This is a genomic window from Pseudomonas sp. NPDC089547 (genome assembly GCF_050280665.1).
Taxonomy (GTDB): Bacteria; Pseudomonadota; Gammaproteobacteria; order Pseudomonadales; family Pseudomonadaceae; genus Aquipseudomonas.
In genome coordinates this window covers 112152-123780 of the sequence record NZ_JBNNVS010000017.1, presented here as the reverse complement: position 1 = coordinate 123780, position 11629 = coordinate 112152, and the positions used below count along the sequence as shown (strand labels likewise).

Here is an 11629-nt window from a genome sequence, read left to right as displayed (position 1 = left end):
CGGGTTCACCCGCGAATACGACGGTAGCTCCACCATCGTATTCGCGGGTGAACCCGCTCCCACAGGGTCCGTACAAGGCTTCAGTTGTGTTTTTCTGGCTCGCGGATCTTGTACCAGGCCACATACAACGCCGGCAGGAACAGCAGCGTCAGCAGCGTTGCGCTGATGATGCCGCCAATCATGGCGTAGGCCATCGGCCCCCAGAACACCTCGCGGGCAATCGGGATCATGCCCAGGCTCGCCGCGGCGGCCGTCAGCAAGATCGGCCGGCGGCGGTGGTTGGTCGCTTCCATCACCGCGTCCCAAGGGGCATAGCCCTGCGCTTCGAACTCGTCGATCTGGGTTACCAGGATCACCGAGTTGCGAATGATGATGCCCGCCAGTGCCAGGATGCCCAGGATCGCCACAAAGCCCATCGGTGTGCCCGTCGGCACTAGCGCCAGCACCACGCCAATCAGCCCCAGCGGCGCCACGCTGACCACCAGGAACAGCTTCTGCACGCTGTGCAACTGGATCATCAGGAAGGTCGCCATGAGGAACAGCATCAGCGGGATGACTTTGGCAATCGGCCCCTGGGCCTTGCCGCTTTCTTCCACCGTACCCCCCGTCGCCACTTCGTAGCCGACCGGCAGCTTGCTGGCAAACTCGTCGATCTTGGGCTTCAGTTCGGCCACCAGGTCGGTAGGCTGGATTTCGCCGTTGACCGAGGCCTTGATGGTGATGGTCGGCTTGCGATCGCGGCGCCATACCAGCGGCTGCTCCAGCTCGTAGCGCACGGTGGCGAATGACAGCAGCGGGATCGAGGTGCCGTTGGGGGTAAGGATCTGCAGGTTCTGCAAGGTATCGGGCGAGCCGCGTTCGCTGTCTTCGGCACGGGCGACCACGTTGACCAGGTAGATGCTGTCGTTAACCTGGGTGATCTGCACGCCACTGACAATGCTGTTCATCACATTGGCCACGTCTTCAGACGACAACCCCAGCTGGCGTGCCTTGTCCTGGGCGATTTCCACGCGCAGCACCTTACCGGGCTCGTTCCAGTCGTAGATCATCTCGCCGATGTGCTCGTTCTGGTTGAGCAAGGTGGCCAGGTCGATGGCGTGCTTGCGAACCTCGTCGATACTGGCGCCACTGACCCGGTACTGGATCGGCCGGCCCACCGGCGGGCCCATTTCCAGCGATTGCACGTTGGTGCCGATGCCGACGAACTCTTCATGCAGGATCTTCTGCAAGCGCTCCATCATGCCCTGGCGCTCTTCGAAGCCCTTGCTGACTATCACCAGCTGGGCGTAATAGGGGTTCTGCAGCTGCTGGTCGAGCGGCAGGTAGAAGCGGATGGCACCCTGGCCAATGTAGGTGCTCCAGTGCACCAGGTCAGGGTCGTCCTTGATCCGCGCCTCGAAGCGGTCGACCACCTTGCGCGTCTCTTCGATCGAAGCGTTTTGCGGCAGGTTGAGGTCAACCAGGATCTCCGGGCGATCCGACGAGGGGAAGAACTGGTTCTGCACGAAGCGCATGCTGAACAGCGACAGGGCAAACAGCAGGATGGTACCGATGATGGTCAGCCAGCGATGGCGCATGCACCACAGCAGCCCGCCTTCAAATGCCCGGCCGACCCGCCCGGGCTCGGCTTCGTGGGCCTTGAGCTTGCTGCTGCTGAGAATGTGCACCCCCAGCACCGGGGCGAAGAACACGGCAACGATCCATGACACCAGCAAGGCCACGGCAATGACCGCGAACAAGGTGTAGGTGTACTCGCCGGCAGAGCTGGCGTTGAGCCCGATCGGCACAAAGCCGGCCACCGTCACCAGGGTACCGGTGAGCATCGGGAAGGCCGTGGAGGTATAGGCAAAGGTTGCCGCCTGCTCCTTGCTCTCGCCCATTTCCAGGCGCGTGACCATCACCTCGACGGTGATCATCGCATCGTCCACCAGCAGGCCCAGGGCAATGATCAGCGCGCCCAGCGAAATGCGCTGCATGGTGATGCCGCTGTACTCCATGAACACGAACACCATGGCCAGTACCAACGGAATCGAGCAGGCCACCACCAGGCCGGCACGCATGCCAAGGCTGACGAAGCTTACTGCCAGCACGATCACCACCGCTTCGAACAGCGCGCTGGTGAAGCCGCCAACCGCCTGCTTGACCACCACCGCCTGGTCCGACACGGTGTGTACGCCAACGCCAATCGGCAAATCCTGGATCACCTGGTCCATGCGCTTTTTCAGCGCAGCACCAAATACCTGCATGTTGCCGCCCGCCTTCATGCCAATGGCCAGGCCAATGGCGGTCTGGCCGTTGTAGCGGAACATTGGTGACGGCGGGTCGACATAGCCGCGCTCGATGTCAGCGATATCGGCCAGGCGGAAGAACCGGTCGTTGATCTTGAGGTTGACGGTTTGCAGGTCTTTTTCCGAGGCGAACTGCCCAGAGGTACGCACCGAGATGCGCTCCGGCCCGGCCTCGATCACCCCGGCCGGGGTAACTGCGTTCTGCGCTTGCAGGGCCTGCATGACCTGGCGCTGGTCAATGCCCAGGGCGGCCAGCTTGCGGGTGGAGAAGTTCAGGTACAGCACTTCGTCCTGGGTACCGATGAATTCGATCTTGCCGATGTTGGGCACATCGCGTACTTCGGCCCGCGCCTGCTCTACGTAGTCCCGCAACTGGCGCAGGGTGAGGCCGTCGGCAGTAAAGGCGTAGATCGAGCCGAAAACGTCGCCGAATTCGTCATTGAACCCGGGCCCCTGGATACCGGCGGGGAACTGGCCACGGATGTCCTGGATCTTCTTGCGCACCTGGTACCAGATGTCCGGGATGTCCTTGGCCTTGGTGGTATCACGCAGGTACACATAGACCGTGGATTCGCCGGGGCGGGTGTAGCTCTTGGTGTAGTCGAGCGAATCGAGTTCCTCGAGCTTTTTCTCGATGCGGTCGGTGACCTGGTACAGGGTTTCGTCCTGGGTTGCACCGGGCCAGCGGGTCTGGATGACCATGGTCTTGATGGTGAACGACGGGTCTTCTTCACGGCCCAGGTTGAAATAGGAAAAAATCCCCATCAACAGGCCGACGAACATCAGGTACCAGACGAACGATTGATGCTTGAGTGCCCAGTCGGACAGGTTGAAGCCGCCTTTCATTGCGCATCCTCGTCGAAGGTGACCTTCTGGCCAGGCTTGAGGCTGTTCACGCCCGCAGTCACCACGCGCTCACCGGGCTGCACGCCGGAGGCCAGGACGATGCTGTCGGGCGTGCGGTCGATCAGGGTGACGTCACGGGTGCCGACCGTTTTCTGCCGGGTGTCGATCACCCACACCTGGGTCTTGCCGTCACGCTCAAGCAAGGCACTCAAGGGCAGCTCGCTGCGCGGGGACACTTGCGAAGTCAGGGTCACACTGACCGCAGTGCCCAGGTGGAACGCAGCCGGGGTGCTTGCCAGGGTCAGGCGGGCACGGCGGGTACGGGTTGTCGGGTCGGCCTGCGGCTCCAGCTCGCGCAGGGTGGCGGTGGTGTTGATGGTGGGGTCGAGCTGCGAGGCGACGGTGAAGGTCAGGTCCTTGTTCAGTTGCTCGGCCAGACCGATCGGCAGGTCAATCACCGCCTCCTTCACATCGGGCCGCGCCAGGGTCACCACGGCCTGCCCGGCAGTGACGGTTTGCCCGGCCTCGGCCTGCCAGGCGGTGATCACGGCAGCGTGGTCGGTGCGCAGGGTGCTGTAGTCGAGCTGGTCACGCGCCTGGCTGAGCGCAGAGCGCGCCTGCTCCAGCGCAGCACTGGTGGTTTTCAGGTTGGTCTGGGCGATATCCAGCTGGGCCTGGGCACCGACGCCTCGGTCATACAGCTGTTGCTGGCGGCGGGCATCGGCCTGGGCGTTGATCCATTGCGCCTGCACCTTGGCCAGGTCGCCTTCGGCGGCACGCAGCTGGTTCTGCTGGTCGGTGGGGTCCAGCGTGGCCAGTGTGTCGCCCGGCTTGACCTGGGCCCCCACATCCAGCCAACGCCGGGCAATGCGCCCGGCAACCCGGAAGCCCAAGGTGCTTTCAAAACGCGCCTCGATATTGCCGGCAAAACGGCCCAGTTGCGACTGCACCTGGGGCTCTACCGTCACCGACAGCACCGGGCGGACCGGCTCTGGTGCTTGCTCCTCGCTGCCGCAGGCAGCCAGCAGCAGGCCGGCCGACAGCATCAGCAGGCGCTTCATAGCTCACCCCCTTGGGCCTTGGCATCGATCTTCTGCACCTGCATGCCGGGGTGCAGCAACTGGCTACCAGTGACCACCACGGTCTCGCCAGCCTGCAAGCCGCTGGCGACGACGATCTTGCCGGTCAGGTAACGGCTGACCTCGACCTTGCGCAGTTCGACCTTGTCGCCCTCGCCCACTACCCAGACGGCCGGCTCATGCAGGGCCTTGGTCAACGCCGACCATGGCAATTCGATGCTCGGCCGCCCCACCGCATTGGTGCTGGCCGTTACCGGTGCGCCCAGCTGCATGCCCGCAGGCACGTCCTTCAGGGCTACCTTCACCTGCACCGTGCCGCTTTGCGCCGACACGGTAGGGGTGATTTCGCGGACAAAGCCGTGTGCCTGGATTTTGGGGTCGTCCAGCAGGCTCACGATCACACCGGCGTCGCTGGGCGGTGCCACCAGCAAAGATTCATAAACGTTGAACACTGCATCGCGGTCGCCATCGACGGCCAGGCCGAAGATCGGCATGGTCGCCTGCACCACCTGGCCGACCTCGGCCTGGCGCTCGGTGATGACCCCGGCGGCTTCCGAGACCAGCGCGGTATAGCTGAGTTGTTCGTTGGCATTGGCCAGTTGCGCCTGGGCGGCCTTGAGTGCGCTCTGGTTGCTGCGCAGCGCAGCTTCAGCGGAATCGTATTCGCTCTGGCTGGTGTAACCCTTGGGCAACAGTTTTTGCTGGCGCACGAAGGCAGCGCTGGTCTGGGTAACCCGCGCCTGCGCGGCGAACACCTCGGCCTTGGCCGAGTTGACGTTGTTCTGCAGGTCTTTCGGGTCCAGGCGTGCCAGCACCTGGTTGGCCTTGACGTGGTCGCCCACATCGACGCTACGGGAAATGATCTTGCCGCCCACGCGGAACGACAAGTCGGTCTGCACCCGCGCTTGCACATCGCCCGTCAGGGTGACCCTGGCAGCGAAATCCGTTGGTTGGACCTGTTGCACACCAACCCGAGGCAGCGTCTCGGGGACCTCTTCCTTGCTACAGCCGGTGAGCATGTACAGCAGCCCCAGGCAAACGACCGACAGCGGACGTATCAACGCCATGCTGGCTCCTTGCTTGCGCACAAATGATTTGTGGGATGCGACTGTGAGCGTAGTTCAGGGTTCGATAAACATCACTGACGGGGATCAGTTCGGCATTGTCGGCGCCTGCGCGGGCCCTTTCGCGGGCACGCCCGCTCCCACAGGGAGATCGCTGGCCTTGAGACTTGCGCTGTACCTGTGGGAGCGGGCAAGCCCGCGAAAGGGCCGGCACAGCCAAGCACATGGTTCAGTCAAATCCTGAAACCATCAACCACCCGGCCACCCCGCTCCAGCCACTACTTTCAAAAGGAGGTTCAAATTCAAGGAAGATCACAATGCCGTTAGCCGAATCCCGCCTTCTGCGCCGTGGGCGCTTTTCCGAGCCAGGCAGGCTCTACATGCTGACCACCAAAACACACCTGCGCCTGCCACTGTTCCATGACTTCGACCACGCTCGCCTGGTGGTCAAACACCTGCGGGTCTCCGATGACATTCAGGACTGCCGGTCGTTAGCCTGGGTAGTGATGCCCGACCATCTGCATTGGCTGATCGAGTTGAAGGAAGTGGCATTGGGAACACTGATGCGCAAATTCAAATCACGCACTGCTGTTGCCTTGCGCAAGGCAGGTGTCAGGCACAAGCCGATATGGCAACCGGGATACCACGACCATGCATTGCGGCGGGAAGAGAGTGTGGTGCATGTGGCCCGGTACATCGTTGCCAATCCCTTGAGGGCTGGATTGGTCAGGAGTGTCAGGGATTATCCACACTGGGATGCGGTATGGCTTTGAATCGGTGCTGGGGCCTTCGCGGGCTTGCCCGCTCCCACAGGGAGAGCGCAGGCCTTGAGACTTGTGCTGTACCTGTGGGAGCGGGCAAGCCCGCGAAGGGGCCGGGTCAGGCGGACGCAGCCACCTGAGTCGGGCGCTTGACCTGCGGCTGCGAGGCATTGGCCGCCGCACCCTCTTCGATCGCCTGCTGAATCGCCTTGCGACGACGCTCTTCGGCCTGGCGGCTGAAGTACCAGACAAAGAAGGTCACCAGCGACACCGACAACAGGATCAGGCTGGCCACGGCGTTGATCTCCGGCTTCACGCCCAGGCGCACCGCCGAGAACACTTCCATCGGCAAGGTGGTCGAACCCGGGCCGGACACGAAGCTGGCCAGTACCAGGTCATCCAGCGACAGGGCGAACGACATCATGCCGCCCGCCGCCAGCGATGGCGCGATCATCGGGATGGTGATCAGGAAGAACACCTTCCACGGCTTGGCACCCAGGTCCATCGCTGCCTCTTCAATCGACAGGTCCAGCTCACGCAGGCGAGCCGACACCACCACCGCCACATACGCCGCGCAGAACGTGGTGTGGGCGATCCAGATGGTGACGATGCCGCGCTCCTGCGGCCAGCCGATCATCTGCGCCATGGCCACGAACAGCAGCAACAGCGACAGACCGGTATCACCTCGGGCATTACCAGCGGCGCGGTGACCAGGCCACCGAACAGCGTGCGGCCCTTGAAGCGGGTGACCCGGGTAAGCACGAAGGCTGCCAGGGTACCCAGCGCCACCGCCGCCACCGCCGTGTAGCAGGCGATTTCCAGCGAGCGCATCACCGAACCCATCAACTGGGTGTTGTCGAGCAGGCCGACGTACCACTTCACCGACCAGCCGCCCCACACCGTCACCAGCTTCGAGGCGTTGAACGAGTAGATCACCAGGATCAGCATCGGCAGGTAGATGAACAGCAAGCCGAGCACCAGCATCAGCTTGGAGAAACTGAAGCGTTTCATGCGCGGCCCTCCATTTCTTTGGCCTGGCTGCGGTTGAACAGCAGGATCGGCACGATCAGGATCGCCAGCATCACTACCGCCAGGGCAGAAGCCACCGGCCAGTCACGGTTGTTGAAGAACTCTTGCCACAGCACCTTACCGATCATCAGGGTTTCCGGGCCGCCGAGCAGTTCAGGAATCACGAACTCGCCCACCACCGGGATGAACACCAGCATGCAGCCGGCAATGATGCCGTTCTTCGACAGCGGCACGGTGATCTTCCAGAAGCTGTTGAAGGTGCTCGAACCCAGGTCCGAAGCCGCTTCCAGCAACGCTGGATCATGCTTCACCAGGTTGGCGAACAGCGGCAGGATCATGAACGGCAGGTACGAATAGACCACGCCGATGTACACCGCCAGGTTGGTGTTGAGGATTTGCAGCGGCTGGTCGATCAACCCGGTCCACAGCAGGAAGCCGTTGAGCAGGCCGTTGTTGCTGAGGATGCCCATCCAGGCATAGACGCGGATCAGGATCGCGGTCCAGGTCGGCATCATGATCAGCAGCAGCAATACCGTTTGCGTCTCTTTCTTGGCGTTGGCGATGGCGTAGGCCATCGGGAAGCCGATCAACAGGCACAGCAGGGTGCTGAAGAAGGCCATCTTCAACGAACCCAGGTAGGCCGAGAGGTACAGCTCATCCTCGGTCAACAGGCCGTAGTTGGCCAGGTTGAGCACCAACTGGATCTTGTCTTCGACGTAGCTGTAGATCTCGGTATACGGCGGGATCGCCACGTCGGCTTCGGCAAAGCTGATCTTCAGCACGATGAAGAACGGCAGCATGAAGAACAGGAACAGCCAGATGAACGGCACGCCGATCACCACATGCCGCCCCTGCGGGGTCAGGCGCTGGAAGGCTCGCTTGAGCTTGCGCAGTTTCATGACCGCAGTACCACGCCGCTGTCGTCTTCCCACCACACGTAGACTTCATCGCCCCAGGTCGGGCGGGTGCCTTGGCGCTCGGCGTTGGCGACGAACGACTGGACAACCTTGCCGCTCGGCAGCTCCACGTAGAACACCGAGTGGCCGCCCAGGTACGCAATGTCGTGGACCTTGCCACGCGACCAGTTGTGCTCGCACGTTGGTTGCTGGCTGGTGACCAGCATCTTTTCCGGGCGCAGGGCGTAGGTGATGTGCTTGTCTTCCACCGAGGTGGTAATGCCGTGGCCCACGTAGATCTTGCGCTCCAGCTCCGGGCTGGCAATGATCGCGTGGCCTTCGGCGTCGTCGACGACCTCACCTTCGAACAGGTTGACGTTGCCGATGAACTCGCACACCAGGCGGCTGGTCGGGGTCTCGTAGATATCCACCGGCGAGCCGATCTGGGCGATCCAGCCCAGGTGCATGATGGCGATGCGCTGGGCCATGGTCATGGCCTCTTCCTGGTCGTGGGTCACCATCACGCAGGTCACGCCCACGCGCTCGATGATCTCTACCAGCTCAAGCTGCATCTGCGAACGCAGTTTCTTGTCGAGTGCGCCCATCGGCTCGTCGAGCAGCAGCAGCTTGGGGCGCTTGGCCAGCGAGCGGGCCAGGGCCACGCGCTGGCGCTGGCCACCGGACAACTGGTGCGGCTTGCGCTTGGCGTACTGGGTCATGTGCACCAGCTTGAGCATCTCGGCCACGCGGGCGTCGATCTCGGCCTTGGGCATCTTGTCCTGCTGCAGGCCGAAGGCGATGTTCTGCGCCACGGTCATGTGCGGGAACAGCGCGTAGGACTGGAACATCATGTTGATTGGCCGCTCGTAGGGCGGCATGTCGGTGATGTCGACGCCATCGAGGAAAATCCGCCCTTCAGTCGGGCGCTCGAAGCCGGCCAGCATACGCAGCAAGGTGGACTTGCCGGAACCGGAGCCGCCCAGCAGGGCGAAGATCTCGCCCTTGCGGATTTCCAGGGACACATCGTCCACGGCTACGGTTTCGTCGAATTTTTTCGTAACCCGGTCGATCTTGACCAGCACCTGCTTGGGTTGCTGGCCACCCTCGAGGGCTTTTTTATAGGCACCGGAGGCAACTGCCATGAGTGAAACTCCCAACAAGATTTTTGTGCCCGCGCGGCCTGTGTTCCAGGTACCGCAGCGGGTCTGGATAATTACTTGCCCGACTTGACCTTGGTCCAGCTACGGGTCATCAGGCGCTGCACCTTGGGCGGCAACTCTGAGTTCACGAACATCTTGTCCAGCACTTCCTGCGGTGGGTAAACCGCAGCGTCAGTCCTCACGGCCTGGTCCATCAGGTCGCCAGCCTTGGGGTTCGGGTTGGCGTAACCGACGTAATCACTGACCTGGGCGATAACCTCAGGTTTCAGCAAATAGTTGATGAAGGCGTGGGCCTCCTTGACGTTCTTGGCGTCCTTGGGAATCGCCAGCACATCAAACCAGAGGTTGCCGCCTTCCTTGGGAATGGCGTAGGCCAGGTTCACGCCCTTCTTCGCTTCTTCGGCGCGGGCCTTGGCCTGGAACACATCACCCGAGAAACCCGCCGCGACGCAGATGTCGCCATTGGCCAGGTCGGTGATGTACTTGGACGAGTGGAAGTAGGTCACGTACGGGCGTACGGCCAGCAGCTTCTGCTCGGCTTTTGCATAATCCTTGGGGTCGGTGCTGTTGGGGTTGAGCCCCATGTAGTTGAGCACCGCCGGCAGCATTTCGTCCGCCGAGTCGAGGAAGGCTACACCGCACTTGGAGAGCTTCTTCATGTTCTCGGGTTCGAACAGCACAGCCCAGGAGTCGATGGTGTCCACGCCCAGCGCGGCCTTCACCTTGTCGACGTTGTAACCGATGCCGTTGGTGCCCCACAGGTAAGGCACGGCGTACTGGTTGCCCGGGTCGTTCTTTTCCAGGCGCTTCATCAACGCCGGATCGAGGTTGGAATAATTGGGCAGCAGGTTCTTGTCGAGCTTCTGGAACGCGCCCGCCTTGATCTGCTTGCCGAGGAAATGGTTGGACGGCACCACCACGTCATAGCCGGTGTTACCGGCCAGCAGCTTGCCTTCCAGGGTTTCGTTGGAGTCGAACACGTCCTGCACAGGCTTGATGCCCGTGGCTTTCTCGAAGTCCGCAAGGGTGGTCGGGCCGATGTAGTCGGACCAGTTGTAGAAATGCACCGTAGGCGCCGCTTGGACGCTGCATGCCAGCGTCAGGCCCGCGCCAGCCATCAAGGCCTTGCGGAATACAGAAATAGACAAGTGGGTGCTCCTCACAATCAGTGCCTGGGTAGCGACAATGCTGCCGCACACGCAAAACCGGCGCGCAACTTACCTTCGCAGCTTCGATGCCGCAATCATCAATTGCCTTTCACTGGCTCTGGGCCGGGAAACCCCGGCCCAGAGGTGCCGCATCGGGGTTATTTGCCCGACTTGATCTTGGTCCAGCTGCGGGTGATCACACGCTGTACCGAAGCATCAGGCGCAGCGATTGCGTACAGCTGCTTCTTCACGTCGGCTGGCGGGTAGATGCTCGGGTCGCTGGTGATGTCTTTGTCGACCAACGGGGTCGCAGCCTCGTTACCGTTCGGGAAGCGTACGGCGTTGGTGATTTCAGCCATGATTTCTGGCTGCATCAGGAAGTTCATGAACTGGTAGGCAGCGTCTTTATGCTCGGCATCTTTCGGGATGGCGACCATGTCGTAGAAGGTGCCGGCACCTTCTTTCGGAATCACGTAGTCCACTTTGACCTTGTCGCCAGCTTCGTGGGCACGGGCCTTGGACTGCTCCAGGTCACCCGAGTAACCGACGGCCACGCAGATGTTGCCGTTGGCCATGTCGCCGATGTACTTGGACGAGTGGAAGTAGGTGATCGAAGGACGGATCTTGAGGAACAGGTCCTCGGCCGCCTTCAGGTCTTCTTTCTTGGTGCTGTTGCTTGGCAGGCCAAGGTAGTGCAGCGCGGCCGGCAGCATTTCGGTCGGGGCATCGAGGAAGCTCACGCCGCAGCTCTTGAGCTTGGCGATGTTCTCAGGCTTGAACACCACGTCCCACGAGTCGATCTTGTCCACACCCAGTGCGGCCTTGACCTTCTCCGGGTTGTAACCGATGCCGATAGAGCCCCACATGTATGGGAAGGCGTGCTTGTTGCCATTGTCGCTGGCGTCGCCAACGGCTTTGAGCAGGTCGGTGTCGAGGTTCTTCCAGTTCGGCAGCTTGGAACGGTCCAGCTCTTCGTACACACCGGCCTTGATCTGCTTGGCCAGGAAGTTGTTGGACGGTACCACGATGTCGTAGCCCGACTTGCCTGCCAGCAGCTTGGCTTCGAGGGTTTCGTTGCTGTCGAAGACGTCGTACTTGACCTTGATGCCGGTCTGCTTCTCGAACTTGGCGATGGTGTCTGGCGCGATGTAGTCCGACCAGTTGTAGACGTTCAACACCTTGTCTTCAGCCTGTGCAGCAGTAGCCATGGCACCCATCAGGGCTGCGGCCAGCAACGTCTTGCCCATTTTATTCATGCGTCATGCTCCAGATTTTTTTGATTAGCCATCCGTTCAGCAGCCAGGTCCCGCAGTACACGCGTTTGGGCGACTGAAGCAGCCGCTAGTCTGGCAAGTTCC

Annotated in this window: 8 protein-coding genes and 1 pseudogene; 1 reads left to right on the top strand and 8 read right to left on the bottom strand. The window is 61.8% G+C overall.

All coding sequences use genetic code 11. The features are described 5' to 3' along the window. Window positions 1–80: 80 nt before the first annotated feature. Genes ACQKPZ_RS14405 through ACQKPZ_RS14395 form a run of 3 tightly spaced genes read right to left on the bottom strand, consistent with a single transcriptional unit; the run spans window position 81 to window position 5280 of the window. Entirely contained in the window at window positions 81–3134 is a 3054-nt protein-coding gene (locus ACQKPZ_RS14405) for an efflux RND transporter permease subunit (RefSeq protein ID WP_427539098.1), read from the bottom strand. Next, window positions 3131–4195, bottom strand: coding sequence for an efflux RND transporter periplasmic adaptor subunit (locus tag ACQKPZ_RS14400; RefSeq protein WP_427539095.1), 1065 nt, complete (start codon window positions 4193–4195; stop codon window positions 3131–3133). The genes ACQKPZ_RS14405 and ACQKPZ_RS14400 overlap by 4 nt, the downstream gene beginning before the upstream one ends. After that, window positions 4192–5280 (bottom strand): efflux RND transporter periplasmic adaptor subunit, encoded by a 1089-nt coding sequence (locus tag ACQKPZ_RS14395; RefSeq protein ID WP_427539092.1) that lies wholly within the window; start codon window positions 5278–5280, stop codon window positions 4192–4194. Before ACQKPZ_RS14395 ends, ACQKPZ_RS14400 begins: the two co-directional genes overlap by 4 nt. Window positions 5281–5594: 314 nt before the next feature. Here ACQKPZ_RS14395 and ACQKPZ_RS14390 point away from each other — a divergent pair, with 314 nt between their 5' ends. Continuing rightward, window positions 5595–6050, top strand: coding sequence for an REP-associated tyrosine transposase (locus ACQKPZ_RS14390; RefSeq protein ID WP_427539089.1), 456 nt, complete (start codon window positions 5595–5597; stop codon window positions 6048–6050). Window positions 6051–6156: 106 nt separating this feature from the next. Here the strand turns inward: ACQKPZ_RS14390 and ACQKPZ_RS14385 are convergent. The 5 genes and pseudogenes from ACQKPZ_RS14385 to ACQKPZ_RS14365 all read right to left on the bottom strand — a co-directional run bounded on the left by ACQKPZ_RS14385 (window position 6157) and on the right by ACQKPZ_RS14365 (window position 11527). Further along, a pseudogene (locus ACQKPZ_RS14385) lies at window positions 6157–7049 on the bottom strand (ABC transporter permease subunit). Next, window positions 7046–7966, bottom strand: a complete 921-nt coding sequence (locus ACQKPZ_RS14380; RefSeq protein ID WP_391130555.1) for an ABC transporter permease subunit — start codon at window positions 7964–7966, stop codon at window positions 7046–7048. Before ACQKPZ_RS14380 ends, ACQKPZ_RS14385 begins: the two are co-directional and overlap by 4 nt. After that, window positions 7963–9105 carry a polyamine ABC transporter ATP-binding protein gene (gene potA, locus ACQKPZ_RS14375; protein WP_372029124.1) on the bottom strand — a complete coding sequence of 381 codons (1143 nt, stop codon included), beginning with the start codon at window positions 9103–9105 and terminating at the stop codon, window positions 7963–7965. Before potA ends, ACQKPZ_RS14380 begins: the two co-directional genes overlap by 4 nt. A 71-nt stretch (window positions 9106–9176) precedes the next feature. Then, window positions 9177–10271: a polyamine ABC transporter substrate-binding protein gene (locus tag ACQKPZ_RS14370; RefSeq protein WP_110743330.1), complete on the bottom strand. Its 1095-nt coding sequence runs from the start codon at window positions 10269–10271 to the stop codon at window positions 9177–9179. 158 nt (window positions 10272–10429) lie between these two features. Further along, window positions 10430–11527, bottom strand: a complete 1098-nt coding sequence (locus ACQKPZ_RS14365) for a polyamine ABC transporter substrate-binding protein (protein WP_427539086.1) — start codon at window positions 11525–11527, stop codon at window positions 10430–10432. Between the last annotated feature and the right edge of the window lie 102 nt (window positions 11528–11629).

What these genes read in the sequence shown, in the direction of transcription:
- ACQKPZ_RS14405 (WP_427539098.1), bottom strand. Translation starts at nt 3,134, where the DNA reads ATGAAAGGCGGCTTCAACCTGTCCGACTGGGCACTCAAGCATCAATCG.
- ACQKPZ_RS14400 (WP_427539095.1), bottom strand. Translation starts at nt 4,195, where the DNA reads ATGAAGCGCCTGCTGATGCTGTCGGCCGGCCTGCTGCTGGCTGCCTGC.
- ACQKPZ_RS14395 (WP_427539092.1), bottom strand. Translation starts at nt 5,280, where the DNA reads ATGGCGTTGATACGTCCGCTGTCGGTCGTTTGCCTGGGGCTGCTGTAC.
- ACQKPZ_RS14390 (WP_427539089.1), top strand. Translation starts at nt 5,595, where the DNA reads ATGCCGTTAGCCGAATCCCGCCTTCTGCGCCGTGGGCGCTTTTCCGAG.
- ACQKPZ_RS14380 (WP_391130555.1), bottom strand. Translation starts at nt 7,966, where the DNA reads ATGAAACTGCGCAAGCTCAAGCGAGCCTTCCAGCGCCTGACCCCGCAG.
- potA (WP_372029124.1), bottom strand. Translation starts at nt 9,105, where the DNA reads ATGGCAGTTGCCTCCGGTGCCTATAAAAAAGCCCTCGAGGGTGGCCAG.
- ACQKPZ_RS14365 (WP_427539086.1), bottom strand. Translation starts at nt 11,527, where the DNA reads ATGAATAAAATGGGCAAGACGTTGCTGGCCGCAGCCCTGATGGGTGCC.